The sequence below is a fragment of the Arthrobacter sp. TJ-254 genome, assembly GCF_058269175.1.
Window position 1 is genome coordinate 607,011 of sequence record NZ_JBZCNF010000002.1, and the last position, 22,768, is coordinate 629,778.

General features: G+C 68.9%; 19 protein-coding genes. 15 read left to right on the forward strand and 4 right to left on the reverse strand.

The genetic code is table 11. From position 1 onward, the window contains the following. The first annotated feature begins 66 nt into the window (after positions 1 to 66). On the forward strand, positions 67 to 639 hold the full coding sequence (gene rplQ, locus AC4D14_RS07995; RefSeq protein ID WP_490901291.1) for a 50S ribosomal protein L17: 573 nt from the start codon (positions 67 to 69) through the stop codon (positions 637 to 639). Positions 640 to 662: 23 nt separating this feature from the next. After that, on the forward strand, positions 663 to 1,640 hold the full coding sequence (locus AC4D14_RS08000) for a tRNA pseudouridine synthase A (RefSeq protein ID WP_490901293.1): 978 nt from the start codon (positions 663 to 665) through the stop codon (positions 1,638 to 1,640). 51 nt (positions 1,641 to 1,691) lie between these two features. Here AC4D14_RS08000 and AC4D14_RS08005 read toward each other — a convergent pair whose 3' ends face one another. Continuing rightward, positions 1,692 to 2,339, reverse strand: coding sequence for a prepilin peptidase (locus AC4D14_RS08005; protein ID WP_490901294.1), 648 nt, complete (start codon positions 2,337 to 2,339; stop codon positions 1,692 to 1,694). 440 nt (positions 2,340 to 2,779) lie between these two features. On the opposite strand from AC4D14_RS08005, the gene rplM reads away from it, so the two are divergent. From rplM to glmM, 3 genes are all read left to right on the forward strand, one after another. Next, positions 2,780 to 3,223 carry a 50S ribosomal protein L13 gene (gene rplM / locus AC4D14_RS08010; protein WP_490901524.1) on the forward strand — a complete coding sequence of 148 codons (444 nt, stop codon included), beginning with the start codon at positions 2,780 to 2,782 and terminating at the stop codon, positions 3,221 to 3,223. A 41-nt stretch (positions 3,224 to 3,264) separates the two neighbouring features. Beyond that, positions 3,265 to 3,762: a 30S ribosomal protein S9 gene (rpsI, locus tag AC4D14_RS08015; protein WP_490901296.1), complete on the forward strand. Its 498-nt coding sequence runs from the start codon at positions 3,265 to 3,267 to the stop codon at positions 3,760 to 3,762. Positions 3,763 to 3,877: 115 nt separating this feature from the next. Beyond that, on the forward strand, positions 3,878 to 5,242 hold the full coding sequence (gene glmM, locus AC4D14_RS08020; RefSeq protein ID WP_490901297.1) for a phosphoglucosamine mutase: 1,365 nt from the start codon (positions 3,878 to 3,880) through the stop codon (positions 5,240 to 5,242). Between the two features lie 60 nt (positions 5,243 to 5,302). Here the strand turns inward: glmM and AC4D14_RS08025 are convergent, their stop codons facing one another. Continuing rightward, on the reverse strand, positions 5,303 to 6,097 hold the full coding sequence (locus AC4D14_RS08025) for a M15 family metallopeptidase (protein WP_490901298.1): 795 nt from the start codon (positions 6,095 to 6,097) through the stop codon (positions 5,303 to 5,305). Between the two features lie 62 nt (positions 6,098 to 6,159). Then, the gene (gene coaA / locus AC4D14_RS08030) at positions 6,160 to 7,167 is read right to left on the reverse strand and encodes a type I pantothenate kinase (protein WP_490901300.1); all 1,008 of its coding nucleotides are present in this window, start codon (positions 7,165 to 7,167) and stop codon (positions 6,160 to 6,162) included. 33 nt (positions 7,168 to 7,200) lie between these two features. Between coaA and glmS the strand changes: the two genes are divergently transcribed. The 9 genes from glmS to AC4D14_RS08075 all read left to right on the forward strand — a co-directional run bounded on the left by glmS (position 7,201) and on the right by AC4D14_RS08075 (position 20,773). Beyond that, positions 7,201 to 9,141 carry a glutamine--fructose-6-phosphate transaminase (isomerizing) gene (gene glmS / locus AC4D14_RS08035; protein ID WP_490901301.1) on the forward strand — a complete coding sequence of 647 codons (1,941 nt, stop codon included), beginning with the start codon at positions 7,201 to 7,203 and terminating at the stop codon, positions 9,139 to 9,141. Positions 9,142 to 9,176: 35 nt separating this feature from the next. Next, complete coding sequence (locus tag AC4D14_RS08040; protein WP_490901303.1) at positions 9,177 to 9,554, forward strand: holo-ACP synthase; 378 nt, start codon at positions 9,177 to 9,179, stop codon at positions 9,552 to 9,554. Between the two features lie 28 nt (positions 9,555 to 9,582). Then, entirely contained in the window at positions 9,583 to 11,142 is a 1,560-nt protein-coding gene (locus AC4D14_RS08045; protein WP_490901305.1) for a bifunctional ADP-dependent NAD(P)H-hydrate dehydratase/NAD(P)H-hydrate epimerase, read from the forward strand. Positions 11,143 to 11,283: 141 nt separating this feature from the next. Then, positions 11,284 to 13,470 (forward strand): glycogen debranching protein GlgX, encoded by a 2,187-nt coding sequence (gene glgX, locus AC4D14_RS08050; protein ID WP_490901307.1) that lies wholly within the window; start codon positions 11,284 to 11,286, stop codon positions 13,468 to 13,470. A gap of 121 nt (positions 13,471 to 13,591) precedes the next feature. Then, positions 13,592 to 15,910, forward strand: coding sequence for a malto-oligosyltrehalose synthase (gene treY, locus AC4D14_RS08055; protein ID WP_490901309.1), 2,319 nt, complete (start codon positions 13,592 to 13,594; stop codon positions 15,908 to 15,910). Then, positions 15,907 to 17,661, forward strand: a complete 1,755-nt coding sequence (treZ, locus tag AC4D14_RS08060) for a malto-oligosyltrehalose trehalohydrolase (RefSeq protein WP_490901310.1) — start codon at positions 15,907 to 15,909, stop codon at positions 17,659 to 17,661. The genes treY and treZ overlap by 4 nt, the downstream gene beginning before the upstream one ends. 2 nt (positions 17,662 to 17,663) lie before the next feature. Further along, positions 17,664 to 19,217, forward strand: a complete 1,554-nt coding sequence (locus AC4D14_RS08065; protein WP_490901311.1) for an FAD-dependent monooxygenase — start codon at positions 17,664 to 17,666, stop codon at positions 19,215 to 19,217. Positions 19,218 to 19,226: 9 nt separating this feature from the next. Beyond that, on the forward strand, positions 19,227 to 20,273 hold the full coding sequence (mgrA, locus tag AC4D14_RS08070) for an L-glyceraldehyde 3-phosphate reductase (RefSeq protein ID WP_490901313.1): 1,047 nt from the start codon (positions 19,227 to 19,229) through the stop codon (positions 20,271 to 20,273). Then, positions 20,273 to 20,773 (forward strand): GNAT family N-acetyltransferase, encoded by a 501-nt coding sequence (locus AC4D14_RS08075; protein WP_490901314.1) that lies wholly within the window; start codon positions 20,273 to 20,275, stop codon positions 20,771 to 20,773. Before mgrA ends, AC4D14_RS08075 begins: the two co-directional genes overlap by 1 nt. Here AC4D14_RS08075 and AC4D14_RS08080 read toward each other — a convergent pair. After that, the gene (locus AC4D14_RS08080) at positions 20,770 to 22,131 is read right to left on the reverse strand and encodes a family 4 glycosyl hydrolase (RefSeq protein WP_490901316.1); all 1,362 of its coding nucleotides are present in this window, start codon (positions 22,129 to 22,131) and stop codon (positions 20,770 to 20,772) included. The genes AC4D14_RS08075 and AC4D14_RS08080 overlap by 4 nt on opposite strands. Positions 22,132 to 22,205: 74 nt before the next feature. On the opposite strand from AC4D14_RS08080, the gene AC4D14_RS08085 reads away from it, so the two are divergent. Then, the gene (locus AC4D14_RS08085; protein ID WP_490901318.1) at positions 22,206 to 22,739 is read left to right on the forward strand and encodes an ester cyclase; all 534 of its coding nucleotides are present in this window, start codon (positions 22,206 to 22,208) and stop codon (positions 22,737 to 22,739) included. The last annotated feature ends 29 nt before the right edge of the window (positions 22,740 to 22,768 follow it).

The window sequence follows — 22,768 nt, forward strand, 5'->3', positions numbered from 1 at the left end:
CTACACAAGCAAGCCCTGCCAGCTGCTGGGAAGCGGCGGGCAGGACCACTATGAGGAGAAATAATCATGCCCACACCCACTAAGGGCCCACGTCTCGGAGGCGGTCCGGCGCACGAGCGCCTGATGCTCGCCAACTTGGCCGCCTCGCTGTTCGAGCACAAGCGCATCACCACCACTGTCACCAAGGCAAAGCGGCTCCGCCCCTACGCCGAGCGCCTCATCACGTTCGCGAAGAAGGGCGACCTGGCCTCGCGCCGCCGCGTCCTGGCCGTCATCAGCAGCAAGAGCATCGTGCACGAGCTGTTCACCGACATCGCCCCGGCAGTGGAGAACCGTGAGGGCGGGTACACCCGCATCACGAAGATCGGCAACCGCAAGGGCGACAACGCCCCCATGGCCGTGATCGAACTGGTCCTTGACCCGCTTTCCGCAAAGCAGGCGGTTGTCGCCGAGGCCGAGCAGGCCAAGGCCGCTCCGGCACCGGCAGCCCCCGTCGAAGAGCCGGCTGATTCCGCAGAGTCGGCAGAATCAGCTGAGTCGGCGGAATCAGCAGAGTCGGCTGAGTCGGCAGAGTCCGCGCCGTCGGCTGAGGAAGCCGCTGCAACGGACGAGGCTGAGGAAGCCGACGAGAAGAAGTAACCCTTCTTCCCACGCCCAGCACGATGAACAATACGCAGAAGCCCGCCGCACCCCATGGGGACGGCGGGCTTCTGCGTGTGCGCCTCGACGTCGCCTACGACGGTGCGCCCTTCGCCGGCTGGGCGCTCCAGCCGGGCCAGCTCACAGTCCAGGGCGTGCTTGAGGAAGCGCTCATGATCCTGCTGCGGCGCCCGGTGCGCGTCACGGTGGCCGGACGCACCGACGCAGGGGTTCACGCCCGGGGCCAGGTTGTCCACGTCGACCTGACCGCGGAGGAGTGGGCGTCAATCGGCCGCGGCCGCACCGGACCGGGCGGTGAAGCGCTTGTGCGCCGCCTCTCGGGCACGATCAACCGCGTCCTTTCCGACCAGCTCGTGGGCCGCGGACGCTCGGTGAAGAACACGCTTCCCGCCGTCGTCGTCAAGCGCGCCGGCCTGGCCCCGGACGGTTTCGATGCCCGCTTCTCGGCCCTCTGGCGCCGCTACAGCTACCGGATCGCGGACCGGCAGGTTGAGCCGGATCCCCTCGGGCGCGGCACCACGCTGTGGTTTCCGGGCACGCTCGACGAGGACCTGCTCAACGCAGGCGCAGCCGAGCTGCGGGGGCTCCAGGACTTCCGTGCCTTCTGCAAGCCGCGCGAGGGCGCAACGACAATCCGCGAACTGCAGCGCTATGAGTACGCGCGGAACCGCGAGGGCGTGCTCGAGGTGACCATCCAGGCCGACGCGTTCTGCCACAACATGGTGCGGGCCCTCATCGGCTCGACCCTCCGCGTGGGCAGCGGCGAGCTGCCGGCATCCTGGATCGCCGAAAGGCTGCTCGCCCGCACCAAGGACGCCAAGTCGGTCCTCGCGCCCCCGCACCCGCTGATCCTCGAGGAAGTCGCCTACCCGAATGCCAGGGAGCTGGGGGAGCGCGCGGCGCTTACCCGGGCGCGCAGGATCGCAGGAGGCGCCGAAGCTGCCGGCGACCGGCTCCCGCCGCCGGATCCGCGCACCTGATCCAGTCCGGTTCCGCGCTCCACGTCCGCCGGCAGCGCGCCGGCGCCGGAGCTATCCGGAGAAGGCCAGAACGCCGATCAGCGCAGCAAGGACCATGCCCGGGCCGAACGGAAACACCGACCCGCGGCCCCCGCGGCGCGAGAGCAGCAGGACAATCCCGGCGAGCCCGCCGAGGAGGAACCCGCCAAGCAGCGTGGCCATCCAGGCGGTGAAGCCGGCATACCCGCCGATGAGCCCGAGCACTCCCGAAAGCTTGACGTCGCCCATCCCCATCCCGGCGGGGGAGATCAGCGCAAGGACGAGATAGAAGGCAAACATCGCCAGCCCGCCGGCACCCGCGGCGAGCAGGCCGCCCCACCCGGCGCCCCCGGCGGCGGCGATCAGCAGGGCCGCGGCGGTGGCGCCCAGGAACGGCAGCACCAGTGCATTGGGCAGGAGCTTGGAGCGCAGGTCGATCGCCGCGAGAAGCACCCCGAAGACCGGCAGGAGCAGGTACAGCAGCAGTTCCCCCGCGGTGTGGGCCCGGAGGGCAGCCGCCGCGCAGAACACGCCGGTGAGGATGGCCATCGGCCACCTCCATGCCGAAGGCAGCACCGTCCGCGGGTCGCGGGCCGCCAGCGGGAACAGCCGATACCCGGTCAGCAGCCCCGCCGCGCCGCAGAGTGCGGCGAGGGCCGCAGGGGGCAGCAGGCTAAGCATTGCGCCGGCTTCCGCCCGAACGCCGACCAAGAACTTCGAGAGACCGCATGTGTGCCACTTTCCCCAGCAGGACCGATTCCGTCCCTTCATTATTGCCCGTACCGCTCCCACGCCGGGTTCCCGGCAGGGGAAGCTGACTGGCCGCCGGCCCTGCCCGGCATGGCCGCCCCGAAGCGCGGGCCCCTGTTTTGACCAAACGCTTCGCTTCGCGCTAACCTTGGTAGTCGTTGTGCGTATCCCAACTCGATACGTCTGCGCCCTTCGGAGCGGTTCAGTTGCAGAACCACCTGGCCCGGGGGAGCAGCCGAGGCCTCACGGGATAACTGGTTGTCTTTCAGCCCTCACCTGAAGTTCCGGTAACGCATGAATAAGCTGAGCTTGTGGACGCGGATTCTCCCGCGGACGCAGGCGTCACCGAACAAGAAACGAAGGCCAAAACCGTGCGTACGTACACCCCGAAGCCAGGCGACATCTCCCGCCAGTGGCACGTCATTGACGCCACCGACGTTGTCCTAGGCCGTCTTGCCAGCCAGACCGCAACACTGCTGCGCGGAAAGCACAAGCCGACCTTTGCACCCCATATGGATATGGGCGATTTCGTCATCATCATCAACGCTGACAAGGTTGCCCTCACCGGCGCCAAGCTCGAACAGAAGCGTGCCTACCGCCACTCGGGTTTCCCGGGCGGCCTGAAGTCCACCAACTACGCTGAACTCCTGGAGAAGAACCCGGAGCGCGCAGTTGAGAAGGCCATCAAGGGCATGCTGCCGAAGAACTCACTGGCTGCCCAGCAGCTTTCCAAGCTCAAGGTCTACCGCGGAGCCGAGCACCCCCACGGTGCGCAGCAGCCCAAGACCTTCGAAATCACCCAGGTCGCCCAGTAGTCCTGGCCACCACACACTAAGAAATTAATTCAAGGAGAACCGTGGCTCAGAATACTGAAGAGCTGAATGAACCAGCTGAGGAGCTCACCAGCTACACCTCAGAGTCGAGCGAAACCACCGCAGCCCCGGTGAAGGAGCGCCCCGCGCTCACCGTCGGCGGCGGAGCAGTGGGCCGGCGCAAGGAAGCCATCGCCCGCGTGCGACTGGTTCCCGGCACCGGCAAGTGGATCGTCAACGGGCGCGAGCTCAGCGACTACTTCCCCAACAAGCTTCACCAGCAGGAAGTCAACGACCCGTTCAAGCTCCTCGAGCTTGACGGCGCCTACGACGTTATCGCGCGGATCCACGGTGGCGGAGCCTCGGGCCAGGCAGGCGCCCTGCGTCTCGGCGTGGCTCGTGCCCTCAACGAGATCGACCGCGACAACAACCGTCCGGCCCTGAAGAAGGCCGGCTTCCTGACCCGCGACGCCCGCGTCATCGAGCGCAAGAAGGCAGGCCTCAAGAAGGCCCGCAAGGCACCGCAGTACTCGAAGCGCTAAAACCCAGCTCCACCAGTGCCCGTCCGGATCGCCGGGCGGGCACTGTGCTTTTAACTTGACGGCGACGTGCCCCTTCACCGGCAGTCCCACTGTTTCTCACCTAGGATGTACAGCGATGAGCAGATTATTCGGTACCGACGGAGTCCGTGGCCTGGCCAACGGGCTGATCACGGCAGAACTCTCCCTGCAGTTGGCGCAGGCCGCTGCGGTGGTGCTCGGCCACCGTGCCGTGGAGGGGAACCGCCGGCCCACAGCGGTCATCGCCCGCGATCCGCGCATCAGCGGTGAATTTATCGCCGCCGCCATGGAGGCTGGGCTGGCCAGCTCCGGGATCGACGTCTACGACGCCGGTGTCCTGCCCACGCCCGCCGCCGCGTACCTCGTCGCCGACCTCAACGCCGACTTCGGTGTCATGATCTCCGCTTCGCACAACCCCGCCCCCGACAACGGAATCAAGTTCCTTGCGCGCGGCGGCAAGAAGCTCGACGACGCCCTCGAAGAGGCAATCGAGGCCGAACTCGCATCGCCGCGGCTGCGCCCGGTCGGCCCGGAAGTGGGACGGATCCAACGTTTCGCCGACGCCGAAGACCGCTATATCGTCCACCTCCTGCAGACGCTCCCGCACCGCCTCGACGGACTGAAGGTCGTCCTTGACTGCGCCCACGGGGCCGCAAGCGGCTGCTCGCCCGAGGTGTTTTCAAACGCCGGGGCGAACATCGTCGTCATCGGCGCCGACCCCGATGGAAACAACATCAACGAGGGCTACGGCTCCACCCACCTCGAGAAGCTCCAGGCCGCGGTGCTCGAACACGGCGCTGACCTTGGCATCGCCCACGACGGCGACGCGGACCGCTGCCTAGCCGTGGACCACGAGGGCACCATCGTGGACGGAGACCAGATCATGGCGATCATGGCCATCGCCATGCACCGCGCCGGGAAGCTCGCCGACGACACGCTCGTCGCAACGGTGATGAGCAACCTCGGCCTGAAGATCGCGCTGCGCGAGGCCGGGATCACGATCCGCGAAACCGGTGTCGGCGACCGCTACGTCCTCGAGGAGATGCGCGACGGCGGCTACAGCCTCGGCGGCGAGCAGTCCGGCCACGTCATCTTCGCCGAGTACGCGACGACCGGCGACGGGGTGCTCACCGGGCTCCAGCTCGCTGCCCAGGTCGCGGCCACCGGGCGCAGCCTCAAGGAGCTGGCCCAGGTCATGACCAAGCTTCCGCAGGTGCTCATCAACGTCAAGGGCGTCGACCGTGCCGCCGTCGGCACCAACGGCGTCGTGCAGCAGGCCGTCCGTGACGCCCAGGATCTGCTGGGGGAGTCCGGCCGGGTGCTGCTGCGCCCCTCCGGCACCGAACCGGTTGTGCGGGTCATGGTCGAGGCCGCGGACATGGACACCGCGCAGCGCATCGCCGATGAGCTGGCGCAGATCGTCAAGACCAGCCTCGCCCTCGAGCCCGCTCCGGCGGGCTGACCGGCGCCGGGTGCCGGAATACCCTTGAACGGGCCGGTCCCGCCACGGCCGCGGGGCGGGTCAGTAGGAGGGAGCCGCCGGAAGGAGCAGGTGCTCCTCAAGGGTCGCGGTCCCGGCGGCCTTCATCGCCGCCGCCGTCGTGGTTCCCACATAACGGAAGTGCCACGACTCGGCGTAGAAACCGGTGACCGTATGGAACCCCTGCGGGTAGCGCAGGATGATCCCGTACGCCGCCGCGTTCGCCGAGGCCCACCGTCCGGCAGCGGTGTCCCGAAAGCACAGCTGGAGGGTGCAGACGCCGTCGGCCTGGCCGATGTCGAACGCCAGCCCCGTCTGGTGCTCCGAATAGCCCGGGCGGGCCGAAACGGCGTCGGCCAGGGCCGGATCGCCGTACTGGGCAACCCAGTGCGCGTAGGTCGCTTCCTGGTCCGCGAAGGACCGGTACCCGCTCACGAGGGTCAGCCCGATGCCCTGCGCGGCAGCGGCGCCGAACATCTTCTCCACGGCAGCGGCCGCTTCAGGGTGCAGCCGTGCACTCGCCGCCGCCGTGCCCAGCGCGACGTCGGGCACGACGAGGCGGGCCGGCTCGAAATTGATCGGTGACAGCGGCCGGCGCTTGTTCACCACCACGCCGGGTGATCGGGGATCGGCGGCCGGGCCGGGGCCCGCAGCGGCCCCGCTGACAGTGGGCACCGCCGCAGGCGCCGAGGAGGGCGCGGGTTCCCGCTGCCGGGGCGCGGCGAGGCTGCCCCCGGGCAGTGCGGGGGCAGCCGCGGACGGCGCGTCCGGCGCCGGGGAAGCAGCGCCCTGCTCCGGGGCGCAGCAGGTGAGGAACGTCAGGAGCAGCGCCGGCACCAGGACGGCGGGGACAGCCCTCCTCGGCAGCGAGGGAACACGTGCCCGGGGGTCCGGAGCTTTCAGGTTTTCCGTAGCAGCATTCTCCGGATCGAATGGTCGGCATCCTTGGTCAGCACCAGCTGGGCGCGTCCGCGGGTGGGCAGGACGTTAAGCATCAGGTTCGGCTCGTTGATCCGTTTCCAGATGCCCAGTGCCGTCTCGCGGGCCTGTTCGTCGGTGAGGTCGGCGTAACGGTGGAAGTAGGACTCCGGGTCGGCGAAGGCCCCGCTGCGCAGGGACTGGAAACGCTGGATGTACCACTGCTCAATATAGGAGGTCTTCGCGTCGACGTAGATCGAAAAGTCGAAGAAGTCGCTCACGGCAAGGCCCGAGCGTCCGTCGGCGCGGGTCCGGGCGGGAGCGAGCACGTTGAGGCCCTCGACAATCAGGACGTCGGGGCGCCGGATCACCACCTCCTTGCCCGGGACGATGTTGTAGGTCAGGTGGGAGTACCAGGGGGCCCGGACCTCCTCCGCGCCGCTCTTCACCTCGCTCACGAAACGCAGGAGGCGCCTGCGGTCGTAGGACTCGGGGAACCCTTTCCGCTGCATCAGGCCCCGGCGCTCAAGCTCCTCATTGGGATAGAGGAACCCGTCCGTTGTGACGAGTTCCACGTTCGGGGTCTCCGGCCAGCGGCGCAGCAGCTCCCGCAGCACCCGCGCCGTTGTGGACTTCCCCACAGCAACGGACCCGGCGACGCCGATTACGAAGGGGGTGCGGGTTGTCTTTTCACCAAGGAAAGTGGTCGTCGCGGCGTGCAGTTCACCGGCCGCGGCGATGTAGAGGTTGAGCAGCCGCGAGAGGGGGAGGTACACCTCGCGGATCTCCTCAAGGCTCAGCACGTCCCCGAGACTGCGCAGGCGGTGGACGTCTTCGACGGTGAGCGGAGAGGACATTTCGAGCGAAAGGCGGGACCACATCGGGCGGTCAAGCTCCACGAAGGGAGTGACGCTTTCGGCGCCGCTCGCCTGCTGGATGTCGGTGCGTTGATCGCTCACTCTTGAGATTCTGCCCGCTGCGCCGGACATTAACAAACGCGCAGTACCGGTAGGCTTGGGTCCATGTGTGGAATCGTAGGTTATGTGGGCCGGGACCGCGGCCAGGGAAGTTTTGCGCTCAATACTGCCGCTCCGGCCGTCGACAGTAACGACGGCGGAGGCCAGCACGGCGCCCTCGACGTCGTCATGGAAGGCCTCAGGCGGCTCGAGTACCGCGGCTATGACTCAGCGGGTGTCGCAGTGCTCACACCCTCCGGTGTCGAGTCGCGCAAGAAGGCCGGAAAGCTCACCAACCTCGTCGACGAGCTCGTCGAGAAGCCCCTGCCCCGTTCACTGACCGGCATCGGTCACACGCGCTGGGCCACCCACGGCGGCCCCAGCGACCAGAACGCCCACCCGCACCTGGCCGACAAGGGCCGGCTCGCGGTGATCCACAACGGCATCATCGAAAACTTCGCCGAACTCAAGGCCGAACTGCTGGCCTCCGGCATCGAATTCCTCTCCGACACCGACACCGAGGTGGCCGCAGGTCTTCTCGGATCGATCTACCGCGGGCTCGTCGACAGCGGAGCCGAGGGCGACCTGCTGACCCTCGCGATGCAGCAGGCCTGCCAGCGCCTCGAAGGAGCCTTCACCCTCCTGGCGATCCACGAGGACCAGCCCGGCGTTGTGGTTGCCGGACGCCGCAATTCCCCGCTCGTTGTGGGACTCGGCGACGGCGAGAACTTCCTCGGCTCCGACGTCTCCGGGTTCATCGACTTCACCCGCCGTGCCGTTGAGCTGGGCCAGGACCAGATCGTCACGATCACCCCGGACGACGTCGTCATCACCGATTTCTTCGGCGCCCCGGCCGAGGGTACCGAGTTCCACGTGAACTGGGACGCCGCCGCCGCCGAAAAGGGCGGTTACGACTCCTTCATGGAGAAGGAGATCAACGACCAGCCCGACGCCGTGGGCCAGACCCTGCTCGGACGCTCCGACGCCGCAGGGAACCTAGTGCTCGACGAACTGCGGATCAGTGAGTCGATCCTGCGCACCGTCGACAAGATCGTTGTCCTTGCCTGCGGCACCTCCGCCTACGCCGGGCAGGTGGCCAAGTACGCCATCGAGCACTGGTGCCGGATCCCCGTCGAGGTGGAGCTCTCCCACGAATTCCGCTACCGCGACCCCATCGTCAACGAAAAGACCCTCGTCGTTGCCATCTCCCAGTCGGGCGAGACGATGGACACCCTGATGGCCGTCCGTTACGCCCGCGAGCAGGGCGCCAAGGTTGTGGCCATCTGCAACACCAACGGCTCCACCATCCCGCGCGAGTCCGACGCGGTCCTCTACACCCACGCGGGCCCGGAGATCGCCGTGGCCTCGACCAAGGCGTTCCTGGCGCAGATCACCGCCGCCTACCTGCTCGGCCTCTACCTGGCCCAGCTGCGCGGCAACAAGTTCCGCGACGAGATCGCCGAAGTGATGGAGAACCTCGCGGCCATCCCCGCGAAGATCCAGGCGATCCTGGACGACGCCGACAAGATCAAGCAGCTCGGCCGGGACATGGCCAACGCGAAGTCGGTGCTCTTCCTGGGCCGCCACGTCGGGTTCCCTGTCGCCATGGAAGGCGCCCTGAAGCTCAAGGAGCTCGCCTACATCCACGCCGAAGGCTTCGCCGCCGGCGAGCTCAAGCACGGGCCGATCGCCCTGATCGAAGAGGGCCAGCCCGTCGTCGTCGTCATGCCCGCCTCCACGGCCCCCAACTCCCTCCACGCCAAGGTCGTCTCGAACGTCCAGGAGATCCGGGCCCGCGGCGCGGTGACGATCGTCATCGCTGAGGAAGGCGACACCTCGGTCGAGCAGTACTCCGAGCACGTCTTCTACGTGCCGGCGACCCCGACCCTGCTTGCGCCGCTGCTCACCACCGTTCCCCTGCAGATCTTCGCCCTGGCCCTGGCCGGAGCCAAGGGCTACGACGTCGACCAGCCGCGCAACCTCGCAAAATCGGTGACGGTGGAGTAGGAAGCGTTGAGCAGGAAGCAGGGCGGCCCCCGGCCATGATCATCGGCATCGGCGTCGACGTCGTCGACGTTGAACGGTTCCGGCGCCAGGTGGAGCGAACCCCCGGGCTGGTGGAGCGATTGTTCGTTCCCGCCGAGCGCGGGCTGCCCACCCGCTCCCTCGCGGCCCGCTTCGCCGCGAAGGAGGCCGTGGCCAAAGCCCTTGGCGCCCCCGCCGGAATGAACTGGCAGCACTGCGAGGTGAGGATCGACGAGGCGGGGGCGCCGACGATCGTGCTTTCCGGGACCGTTGCCGCAGCGGCCCGGGTCCGGAACATCGACTGCTGGCACGTGTCGATGAGCCACGACGGCGGGCTGGCCAGCGCGATGGTCGTCGCGGAGGGCTCCGGCACAGATAGTAACCAGACTGACTAATTAGGTCGCTGCCGCTAAGCTCGTACATATGCTCAAAGCATTCACCGCCGGCCAAGTACGCGCAGCAGAGGCTCCCCACCTCGCCGCCGGGCAGGGTCATGCGCTGATGCAGAAGGCCGCACACGGCCTCTACGCGGTGGCCGCCGGCCTGCTCAGGGACTCCGGAGGCCTGTACGGACGCAGCGCCGTGGTGCTTGTCGGCGCGGGAAACAACGGGGCCGACGCCCTGTACGCAGGGGAGCGGCTGGCGCGGCGCGGGATGCGGACGACGGCGGTCGCCGTCACCCACCGGATCCATGCGGAGGCCCTCGCGGCCTTCACCGGCAGCGGAGGCCGGATGGAGCACCTCGCCGAGGAGAACACCGGGGCCCTCGCCGCAAAGTGCGCCGGCGCGGACCTGATCATCGACGGCATCCTCGGCACCGGAGCCAGCGGTCCGCTGCGCGGAGGCACCGCGGCGTTCATCGACGCCATCAACGCCGCAGCCGGCCCCCGGGGCGCCCGGAAACCCCTCGTCCTCGCCTGCGACGTTCCCAGCGGCGTCGACATCGACTCCGGAACCGTTGAAGGCGCTGTCCTTCACGCCGATGCCACAGTCACCTTCGGTGCGGCGAAGTCGGGCCTGCTTACCGGAGCCGGGGCGGTCGCGGCCGGGGAACTGAACGTCGTCGATATCGGCCTCGGACTGACGAACGGGGCTGCGGGCGCCTGGGGGGAGCCGGCGGTACGCCGCCTCGAGCTCCGCGACGCCGCCGCCCTGTACCGCAGGCCCCGGACCACCGACCACAAGTACACCCGCGGAGTCCTGGGGATCGCGGCCGGCTCGGAGCAGTACCCCGGTGCCGCCGTCCTCGCCACCGGGGCCGCGCTGGCAACCGGGGTGGGGATGGTCCGCTACCTTGGGCCCCGGAGCGTCGGCAGCCTCATTAATGCCGTGCATCCGGAGGCCGTCTGCTCCACCGGCGGCATCGGCGAGGCACGGTCCCAGGCGTGGCTCGTCGGCCCCGGGGCGGTCGGGGATCCGGAGCAGTCCCGCCGCGCCCGGGAGGCGATCACCAGCGGGCTTCCCGTTGTCGTCGACGCCGGGGCGCTGTCCGAAGTGCCCCGGACGGTGGGCCCCCAGGTCATCCTCACTCCGCACGCCGGGGAGCTTGTGGCCTTCTTCGCAGGGCGCGGCCAGCAGGCCTCCCGGGAAGCCATCGACGGCGCGCCGGCGCGGTACGCTCTTGAGGCGGCACGGATGACCGGTGCGACGGTTCTCCTTAAGGGATTCACCACAGTCATTGCCGCCCCCTCCGGGGAGGTTTTCAGCCAGGCCGATGCCACCCCCTGGCTCGCGACGGCAGGCGCGGGCGACACCCTTGCCGGCATCCTTGGCGCGCTCGCGGCGGGGGCCGCGGAGGACGCATCGGCCGCGGCACGGGCGGGGGTCCCCGATACCGCGAAGTGGGCGGCGATCGCCGCAGCGGCCTCGCTCATCCACGGCCTGGCGGCCCAGCGGGCCGCCCGGCGCGGGCCGGTGATCGTCTCGGAACTTCCCGCTGACATCGGTGCGGTCCTTGCCGGCCTGCTGGGGGCGCCCGATTGACCCTGTTCAACTGCGCGTTACCTCCGCACGGTAGACCCTAAGGGGCCCCGAACCTTCCGGCGGCGGTCTTCCCGCCGCCCAATGACCTCTCCACGACCATCAGACTTTCCCCGAATGATCCACACCTAGGAGCACAAACACATGGAATTATGGCCCGGCGAAGCGTATCCCCTTGGGGCAACCTATGACGGCACAGGGACGAACTTCGCGCTTTACAGTGAGATTGCGGAGTCAGTCGTGCTCTGCCTGTTCGACGACGACGGCACCGAGACCCAGGTGCCGCTGAAGGAAGTCGACGGTTACGTCTGGCACGGCTACCTGCCGCAGGTGGCCCCCGGACAGCGGTACGGCTACCGCGTCCACGGCCCCAACGAACCCGCCGCAGGACACCGCTGCAACCCCAACAAGCTGCTGCTTGACCCGTACGCGAAGGCAGTCTCCGGCGAACTCGACTGGGACCAGGCCCTGTTCGGGTACAACTTCGGCGACGAGACCTCCGTCAACAACGAGGACTCCGCGCCGCACATGATGCTCGCCGTCGTCGTCAACCCGTTCTTCGACTGGGACGGGGACCGCAGGCCCCGCACCCCGTACCACCAGTCGGTCATCTACGAGGCCCACGTCAAGGGCCTGACCCAGCTGCACCCGGAAATCCCCGAGGAGCAGCGCGGCACCTATGCCGCCGTCGCGCACCCCGCCGTGGTGGCGCACCTGCAGAAACTCGGCGTGACCGCCATCGAGCTCATGCCCGTGCACCAGTTCGTCAACGACAGCACCCTGCAGGACAAGGGGCTCTCCAACTACTGGGGCTACAACACCATCGGCTTCTTCGCCCCGCACAACAAGTACGGCTCGATGGGCGACCAGGGCGAGCAGGTGCAGGAATTCAAGGCGATGGTCAAGGAACTGCACCTCGCCGGCATCGAAGTGATCCTCGACGTCGTGTACAACCACACGGCCGAAGGCAACCACCTCGGCCCCACCCTGTCCATGCGCGGCATCGACAACTCGGCGTACTACCGGCTCGTTGAGGACGACAAGCAGTACTACATGGACTACACGGGCACCGGGAACTCGCTGAACGTGAGGAACCCGCACTCCCTGCAGCTGCTGATGGACTCCCTGCGGTACTGGGTGACCGAAATGCACGTCGACGGCTTCCGCTTCGACCTCGCCTCCGCCCTGGCCCGCGAGTTTTATGAGGTGGACCGGCTCTCGGCGTTCTTCGAACTCGTCCAGCAGGATCCGGTGGTCTCCCAGGTCAAGCTCATCGCCGAACCCTGGGACGTCGGACCCGGCGGCTACCAGGTGGGCAACTTCCCGCCGCAGTGGACCGAATGGAACGGCAAGTACCGCGACACCGTCCGCGACTTCTGGCGCGGGGAGCCCTCAAGCATCGGCGAGTTCGCCTCCCGCCTCACTGGCTCCGCCGACCTGTACGAGCACTCGGCCCGGCGGCCTGTGGCCTCGATCAACTTCGTCACCGCCCACGACGGTTTCACCCTGCGCGACCTCGTCTCCTACAACGAGAAGCACAACGAGGCCAACGGCGAAGACAACAACGACGGCGAATCACACAACCGTTCGTGGAACAGCGGGGTCGAGGGTCCCACTGACGATCCCAAGGTGCTGGGGCTGCGCGCACGCCAGCAGCGCAACTTCATCGCCACGCTGCTGCTCTCCCAGGGCGTTCCGATGCTCCTTCACGGCGACGAGCTTGGGCGCACCCAGAACGGCAACAACAACACCTACGCCCAGGACTCCGAGCTCAGCTGGGTGCACTGGGACAAGATGGACCAGCCGCTCCTCGAATTCACTGCGGCAGTCAACCGCCTGCGCTCCGAGCACCCGACCTTCCGCCGCCGCCGCTTCTTCGACGGACGCCCGGTGCGCCGAGGCGAGGGCGAGGCGCTGCCGGACATCGTATGGCTCGACACGTCCGGCGAGCTCATGGCCCCCGAGGACTGGAACAGCGGCTTCGGCCGCTCGATCGGCGTGTTCCTCAACGGGCAGGGAATCCGGGGCCGGGACGCGCGCGGTCAGCGCATCACCGACGCCAACTTCCTGATGTACTTCAACGCCCACGACGAGGCGGTCGACTTCACGATCCCGGCCGAGGAGTACGCGCCGGCCTGGGACGAGGTCATCGACACCGCGGGCAAGTACGCCGACACCCAGGACATCCCGGCAGGAACCACGATCTCCGTCGAAGCCAAGTCGATGGTCGTGCTCAGGTCGCACACGGAGGCCGAGGATCTCGATCACTCGGTTGCCGCGTCGCTTGCCATCCTTGCCAACGAGGTAACCGCGAAGACCGGCACGGCCTAGACAGCGCTGCCTCAACAGTGCTGCACCAACAGCACTGTTTGACAGCACCGCCCAGACCGGCACGCCGGGCCCGCCCGGGCCCGGCACCCGACAGGACACCCAGCCCTCCAGGAGGAAATGCGTGAAGACACCAAGATCGACCTACCGGCTGCAGATTCGAAGCGAGTTCGACCTGCGCGAAGCCGCGGCCCTGGTGCCGTACCTGCACGACCTCGGGGTGGACTGGGTGTACCTGTCGCCGATCCTGACCGCCGAGGAAGGCTCGGCGCACGGCTACGACGTCACCGACACGACAACCGTCGACCCGGTGCGCGGCGGACGGGAGGCCCTGCAGGAGCTTTCCGCCGCCGCCCGGGCCGCCGGGATGGGTGTGCTCGTCGACATCGTGCCCAACCACATGGGCATCCAGACCCCCGCTGCCAATGCCTGGTGGTGGCAGCTGCTGCGCGAGGGCCGGAACTCGCGCATGGCCGAGGCGTTCGACGTCGACTGGGACGCCGCAGGCGGCCGGATCCGGATCCCCGTGCTTGGCGACGGACCGGACGAGGAATCGGCGCTCGAAGTGGTAGATGGAGAACTCAGGTATTACGACAACCGGTTCCCTCTCGCCGAGGGAACCTTCGGTCCCGGCGACACCGCCGTCGACGTCCACGCCCGCCAGCACTACGAACTGGTCAACTGGCGCCGGGCGGACAGCGAACTGAACTACCGCCGCTTCTTCGGCGTGAACACCCTCGCCGGCCTGCGCGTCGAAGTGCCCTGGGTCTTCGAGGAGAGCCACAGCCAGGTCCGCAGCTGGTTCGACGACGCCCTCGTTGACGGGCTGCGGATCGACCACCCCGACGGGCTTGCCGACCCCGCAGGGTACCTCGAGGACCTGCGCCGGCTCACCGGCGGGGCCTATGTCCTGGTGGAGAAGATCCTCGAACCGGGGGAGGAGCTCCCCGCGGACTGGGCCTGCGAAGGCACAACCGGCTACGACGCGCTGGCGGACATCGATCGGCTGTTCACCGACCCGGCCGGCGAACAGCGGCTCACCGCGCTGGTTCAGGCGGAGCCGTTCCACGAGATGATCCACGGCACCAAGCGCGGCATCACCGACGGAATCCTCCGCTCCGAGGTCCTGCGCCTGACCCGGCTCGTCCCCGGCGGCGCCGGCCTCGACAGCAGCGAAGCAGCCGACGCGCTGGCCGAACTGCTCACCTGCTTCCCCGTCTACCGCAGCTACCTGCCCGGCGGGGCCGACCACCTCGCCGACGCCGTCCGCGACGCCTCGGTGCGCCGGTCGGACCTCGCCGCCGCGATCAAGACCCTCCACCCGCTGCTCGACCCCTTCCTCGAAGGTGGTCAGGACGCCGAACTGAGCGAGCTCGCCCGCAGGTTCCAGCAGACCTCCGGGATGGTCATGGCCAAGGGCGTCGAAGACACCGCCTTCTACCGGTACAACCGGCTTGTCTCCCTCAACGAGGTTGGCGCCGACCCTTCGATCTTCGCCGTCGACCCGCTCGAGATGCACCGGCGGCTCCTGCGGCGCTCCACCGGGAACCCGCTATCGATGACCACCCTGAGCACCCACGACACCAAACGCAGCGAGGACACAAGGGCGCGCATCAGCGTGCTTTCCGAACTGCCCGGGGAATGGGAAGCGACGCTTGCCCAGCTCAACGCCGACGCGCCGATCGGGGACGAGGCGTTCGCCTCGCTGCTGTGGCAGTCACTGATCGGAGCATGGCCGCTCAGCCGGGAACGCGCCCACGCCTACGCCGAGAAGGCCGCGCGTGAAGCCGACTCAAGCACCCATTGGACCGCTCCGAACGAGGCGTTCGAGAAGGCAATGCACGACGCCGTCGACGCCGCGTTCGACGACCCCCGCGTCAACTCGGTGGTGTCCGGGACCGTTGAACGCATCAAGGCCGCGGGCTGGTCCAATTCCCTGTCCGCGAAGCTGCTCCAGCTCACCATGCCGGGCGTGCCCGATGTCTACCAGGGCACTGAGTTCTGGGACACGTCCCTGGTCGATCCCGACAACCGCAGGGATGTCGATTACGACGCCCGCAAGCGCACGCTCGCCGACCTGAAGTTCGGGGCGCATCCAGCGGTAGGGCCCGACGGGGCGGTGAAACTGCTCGTGGTTTCACGCGCGCTGCAGGCGCGGAGGGACCGCCCCGAACTGTTCACCGGCTATGCGCCCCTCCAGGCCTCGGGGCCCGCCGCGGAACACGTGTTCGCTTTCGACCGCGGCGGGGCCCTCACCCTGCTGACGCGGCTGCCCTACGGCCTTGAGCGCCGCGGCGGCTGGGCCGGCACGACCGTCCACCTCCCGGAAGGCAGCTACACCTGCGCCCTCACCGGCACAACCTTCACCGGAGGCGAGGTGCCGGCAGCCGACATCTTCGCCTCCCTCCCGACCGCGCTACTGATCCAGGAGGATGCATCATGAGCAGCCAATTCGACGTTTGGGCGCCACGGGCGGAAAGCCTGGTTCTCGTCGCCAACGGCACCGACTACCCCATGACCGCAGCCCACGGCGGGTGGTGGCTGGCCCCCGGCGACGCGCCGTCGGGCAGTGACATCGACTACGGGTACCGCGTGAACGGCTCGGAAACCCCGGTCCCCGACCCCCGCTCCCGCCGCCAGCCCGACGGCGTCCACGCCCTGTCGCGCACCTTCGACCCGGCCGCGCACGACTGGCAGGACGCCCAGTGGTCCTCCCCGGGCCTGAACGGCGGGGTGATCTATGAGATGCACCTCGGGACGTTCACCCGCGAAGGAACCCTCGACGCCGCCATCGAACGGCTCGACTACCTCGTCGACCTCGGCGTCAAATACGTCGAACTGCTCCCCGTCAACGCCTTCAACGGAACCCACAACTGGGGGTACGACGGCGTGCTCTGGTACGCCGTGCAGGAGACCTACGGCGGGCCCGCGGCCTACCAGCGCTTCGTCGACGCCGCCCACCAGCGCGGGCTCGGCGTCATCCAGGACGTCGTCTACAACCACCTCGGCCCGAGCGGAAACTACCTCGGCCAGTTCGCCCCGTACCTCACCGAGGGCCGAAGCAACACCTGGGGCGACTCCCTGAACCTCGACGGTCCGGCCTCCGATGAGGTCCGGCGCTACGTGGTCGACAACCTGCTCATGTGGTTCCGTGACTACCACGTTGACGGGCTCCGGCTCGACGCCGTCCACGCGCTTCACGACGAGCGCGCGGTGCACATCCTCGAGGAATTCGCCGCCGAGACCGACGCGTGCGCGGCGGAACTCGGCAAACCGCTGTTCCTCATCGCGGAATCCGACCTCAACAATCCGCGCCTGATCGAGGCCCGCACCGTCAACGGCTACGGGCTCGCCGGGCAGTGGAGCGACGACTTCCACCACGCCGTGCACGTCAACCTGACCGGCGAGACCGAGGGGTACTACTCGGACTTCAACTCCGTCGGTGCGCTCGCCAAGGTCTTGAAGGAGGGGTTCTTCCACAACGGGACCTTCTCCTCCTTCCGGGAGCGCAGCCACGGCCGGCGCCTCGACGCAGACCGTATCTCCCCGCTGCAGCTCGTTGTCTGCGCGCAGAACCACGACCAGATCGGCAACCGGGCGGCAGGCGACCGGATCAGCGCGGCCCTGAATCCCGCCCAGCTTGCGCAGGCGGCGGTGCTGACCATCGCCGGACCATTCACCCCCATGCTGTTCATGGGTGAGGAATACGGCGCGACAACGCCGTGGCCGTTCTTCACCTCACACCCCGAGCCGGAACTGGGCAAGGCCACCGCCGAGGGACGGCTCCGCGAGTTCGAGCGCATGGGGTGGGACCCTGCCACCGTCCCCAACCCGCAGGACCCTGCGACGTTCGAGTCCGCCAAGCTCGACTGGGCCGAAAGCGAAAAGCCCGAACACCGTGAACTGCTTGCCACCTACCGGGAGCTCATCCGCCTGCGTGCAACCGAACCGGACCTGAACACCCGCGACTTCCGCTCGGTGGACGTCGAGTTCGACGAGGCCGCCCGTTGGCTGCTCCTCAAACGCGGCCGCACCGCGGTGCTCCTCAACCTCGGCGCAGCCGAATGCGAGGTTCCGCTGGCCGCCAACGGCGCCGAGGTGCTGCTCTCCACGGTGGACGGCGTTCGAACCGGGGCCGACACGGTCAGCCTGCCGGGCCACGCGTCCCTCATCCTCTCGCTCGCGGCCGGCTGACGATGACCGCCCCCGACCGGAGCACCGACGTGCTGATCGTCGGCGCCGGACCCACCGGACTGATGCTCGCGGCCTGGCTGCGCAGGCTCGGCGTGGACGCCGTAATCACCGACAGCAAGGGGGAGCCCACCCGGGAGTCCCGAGCGATCGGGATCCAGTCGCGCACCATGGAGATCTACGACCAGCTGGGGGTGATCGGCCCGGTCCTGGAGCAGGCCCAGAAGGCGCTCAGCATCAAGCCCGGGTACGGCCGGCGGGCCTTCGGGGAGATCCCCCTGGCAACCCTCGGGGAGGGGCTGACCCCGTATCCGGGGCTGCACTTCCTCGAACAGAGCAAGAACGAGCGGATCCTCCTCGCGGAGCTCCAGCGCAGGGGAGGGGACGTGCTGTGGAACCGGCGGCTGACTGGGCTCAACGCCCTGCCCGGCGATGTCACGGCAGAGTTCGCCGGTCCCGAGGGCCCGCTCACCGTCACCGCCCGGTACGTGGTGGGCTGCGACGGCGGCTCCTCCGCCGTGCGGACGCTCAGCGGCATCCCGTTCGAGGGCGTCACCAACGAACACATCTTCTATGTGGCCGACGCCCTCGAAGTCAAAGGGCTCTCGGCCGCCACCGTGGAGCTGCGGCTCAGCGGCGACGACTTCCTTCTCGCGTTCCCCCTGAAAGCGACGGAGGAGGGGCTGACCAACCACCGGCTGATCGGGGTGCTGCGCAGCTCCGGCACCGCCGACATCGTTGAGGAGGTCGCGCGGGGGCGCGTGCGCGAGCTCTTCGGCGTCACCTACAGCACGTCCCGCTGGTTCTCCACCTACCGCGTCCACCACCGGGTGGCCGCCGCCTTCCGCGCCGGCCCCGTGTTCCTCGCCGGGGACGCCGGGCACATCCATTCCCCCGTCGGCGCCCAGGGGATGAACACGGGCCTGCAGGACGCCCACAACCTCGCCTTCAAACTGGCCGATGTGCTCTCCGGGCGGGCCGGGGAGGAACTGCTCGACCGCTACGACGCCGAACGGCGCCCCGTCGCCCTGCGGCTGGTCAGCGTCACCGACCGGGTCTTCGCCGGGGTCACCTCCGGCGCGGCAACCGCCCGGACACTCCGGCGGATCCTGCCCCGCATGGCCGGGCCGGTGGCCGTCCGGCTTCTTCCGGCCGCGCCCATCGCCCCCCGCTTCGCCGGATACCTCGGGCAGATCCGGATCCACTACTGGATGAGCGAAGGAGCCAAAGCCGCGGCCCGCGGCCGGAGGGGGAGGGTCGTCGGCCGCCGCCTGCCGTGGACCGGCAGCAATTTCGCGGTGCTCGCCGATGCCTGCTGGCAGGTCCACAGCTATGGCGACACCGATTCCGAGCTCGCCGACGCCGTCGGCCGGGCCCTCGGCCTGCCGGTCCACCGGTTCCCGGAGGCACCCCGGCAGGGCCTGCGCGCCGACCGGTTCTACCTCGTGCGCCCCGACGGTTTCGTCGCCGCGGAGGCGCCTGCCCACCGTGCGATCTCACTGCTCCGAGCAGCCCTGCCCGGGCACTGGAACGGCACCCCGCCGCAGGGAGCCGCATAGGATGGCCCAATGACGTATTCCCCTGCTGATACCCGTTACGACTCAATGCCCTACCGCAGGGTCGGCCGCAGCGGCCTGCACCTGCCCGCTGTTTCCCTGGGGCTCTGGCACAACTTCGGCGACGACAAGCCATTCGACATCCAGAGGGCCATCCTGCGCCGTGCCTTCGACCTGGGCGTCACCCACTTCGACCTGGCCAACAACTACGGTCCCCCCTACGGCAGCGCCGAAACCAACTTCGGGCGCCACTTCGCCGACGACTTCCGGCCCTTCCGCGACGAACTGGTCATCTCGACCAAGGCCGGCTACGACATGTGGCCGGGGCCGTACGGCAACTTCGGTTCACGCAAGTACCTGCTGGCCAGCCTCGACCAGTCACTGAACCGCATGGGCCTTGACTACGTGGACATCTTCTACAGCCACCGCCCCGACCCGGAGACGCCCCTCGAGGAGACGATGGGCGCCCTCGACACCGCGGTACGCTCCGGGCGGGCCCTCTACGCCGGAATCTCCTCGTACTCGCCGGAGAAGACAATCGAAGCCGCCGCCATCCTGCGCGAGCTGGGCACCCCGCTGCTGATCCACCAGCCCTCCTACTCGATGCTCAACCGCTGGGTCGAAAACGGCAGCCCCAACCTGCCCGAAGCCCTCGAGAGCGTCGGTGCCGGCTCCATCGCCTTCTCCCCGCTGGCGCAGGGACTGCTCACCGACCGGTACCTCAATGGCGTGCCCTCCGACTCGCGGGCGGCCGCCGACAAGTCGCTCTCCGGTGACCACCTTTCCGACGACAACCTGCGCCGCGTGCGCGGGCTCAACGAGATCGCCGAAAGCCGCGGCCAGAGCCTCGCCCAGATGGCCGTCGCCTGGATCCTCCGCCCGCAGGCCAAGGGCACCCCGATCAGCTCGGCGCTGGTGGGAGCCTCGAGCGTCGCCCAGCTCGAAAGCAGCGTCGGAGCCGTCGCCAACCTCGACTTCACCGACGAGGAGCTCCGCGCGATCGACGAGTTCGCCGTCGAATCGGAAATCAACCTGTGGGCCCGGGCCCTGCAGGACTGATGGTCTCCATCCGCGAGGCGGCCGACTCCGACTGGCCCGCCCTTTGGGCGGTCATGGAGCCGGTCGTCCGCGCCGGTGAAACCTACTGCTGGGACACCTCAATGGACTCCGCCGCCGGGAAGCGCGAATGGCTTTCCGGCGGCGGAGATCCGACGATGCGGGTCTACGTCGCAGTGGACGACGACGGCGCGGTGGTGGGCACCGCCCAGCTCCACGCCAACCGCGGCGGCAACGGCAGCCACGTGGCCAACGCATCCTTCCTCGTAGCCTCGTCCGCGGGCGGCCGGGGCATCGGACGGGCGCTCGCGGAGTTCGTGCTGGCCGAGGCGCGGGCGCAGGGCTACCGCTCGATGCAGTTCAATGCCGTCGTCGAGACAAACACGAGTGCCGTGGCGTTGTGGCAGTCGCTCGGCTTCTCGGTCATCGGCACGGTTCCCGAAGCGTTCGCGCACCCCCGGACCGGGCTCACCGGCCTGCACATCATGCACCGCACCCTCTAGCCCCGGCGCCGCGGCTCCCAGCCGGCGGCAAGCCGGGGAAACGCCCGCTCATACCCGGCAAGGACCTTTGCCGCCGCGTGTGCTGAGTCGATGAGGGGGTGAACGGTGAAGGCACGCAGCGCCGCGTCGCGGTCGCGGTGCAGTGCCGCCCTCACCGTCTCCTGCTCCACCGCCTTCACGGCGCTCATCAGCCCGAGTTGGTGCGCGTTGAGGGGAGCCGCAGGCAGGGCAACCGCACCGTCCGCCGAGACCCGTGCGGGAACTTCGACGACGGCGTCCTCAGGCAGGCCCGGAAAGGTGGTTCCGTTGCGGACATTGAGGATCAGCTCCGCCGGGGCGCCGGTGAGCAGGGCGTGCATCAGGTTCAGGGCGATGCGTTCGTAGCCGCCGCCGGCCAGGTCCGCCTCGTCGCGTTCGTCCCCGGATCTTCGGGCTTCGGCGAGGTACCCGGCCTCCCGCTCCCGCCGCGCCGCTTCCCACACCGCGTACGGCTCGTCGGTTCCGGCAAGCTCGGCGTACAGTCCGGCCTGCTGGGCGGCGAGGATCTCGCCCCGGGTTGCGCCGGCGGAGGCAACCGACCGCAGCGCCTCACGGTGGAAGTAGTAGTAGAAAAGGTATTCGTTGGGCAGGGCCCCGAGCAGCCGGGGGAGCTCCGGCCCGAAGATGCGCCCCTCCTCAAACAGCGCAAGGCGCGCCGGGTCGGCCAGCAGGCCCGGCAGGCGGTCCGCGCCGTCGACAGTGAGCCCACGCAGCCACCCGAGGTGGTTCAGCCCCACATAGTCGACCCCGCGCAGCGAGCCGGGCCCAAGGGCCACACCGGCCGCCGCTGCGGCCCGGGCCACGAGGCCGGAGGCGGAGTCGCAGATGCCGATCACGCGGCGCCCGAGCACGGGCGCCAGGGCCTCGGTCACCATTCCCGCCGGATTGGTGAAGTTCACCAACCAGGCTCCGGGGGCCTGGTCGAGGATCGCGCCGGCGATGCCCAGCATGTCCGGGATGGAGCGTAGGGCATAGGAGATGCCCCCGGCCCCGACCGTCTCCTGGCCCAGCAGACCGCAGGCGAGGGCGACCCGTTCATCGAGCACCCGTCCGGCCGGGCCGCCGCTGCGGATCGCGGCAAACACAATGTCCGCCCCCGGCAGCGCCTTCTCAAGTCCCTGCCCGACCACGACGGAGGGAGGCCGGGAGCCGTCCGGGAGTGGCATTGACGAGAGCACCCGGGCCATTGCCCGGGCGCGGGCCGGCTCGGCGTCGACAAGGACAAGGGAGTCGATGAGCCCGGCGAACCGTCCGGCGGCGAGCGCGCGGTAGACAAGGGGCACGCGGAAGCCGCCGCCTCCAACGATGACAAGCTTCATGCGCCTCCCGTCCAGGCCCGCCCCGGCTTACCGAGTATTGTGCCCCATCCGCGCTCCCGTCCCAGGAGCGGGGCTTGTCACTTATCCGTCACCTTGCCGTTTCTGCCGGTGGAGCCTCCGACAGGGCGTACGCTCCTTCCATCGCCGTGACGAAGGGAGCACTGATGGAGGACGACAGCACATCGACGGCGCGCGAGGTGGTACGGGACTGGATCGAGGCCTGGAACTCCCACGACGGGCCGCGGCTCGGAGCGCTCTACGCCGAGGGAGCCACCTACGAGGATGTCCCGACCGGCCTGACAGCCCAAGGGCCCGAAGGGATCACCGGCTTCGCCCAGGTCTTCTTCACCCGGCTTGTGGGCGGCCTTGTCTGGGAGCTCAGGGGCGCCACGTACAGCGGCGACCGGGCCTCGGCGGAGTGGTCCTTCTCCGGGACAAACGAGGGCCTGGTTCCCGGTGAGGCAACGGCGGGGAAGGCCTTCGCCGTCCGGGGGTCGACAGTCTTCGAACTCGAGGGCGGGACGATCCGGCGCTCCTCGGACTACTACGACCACGCGACGATCCTGCGCCAGGTCGGTGCCCTGCCCGAGGGCGCGCCCCCTCCCTAGGCGGCGGCAGGGATCGCGGGTTCCGACGC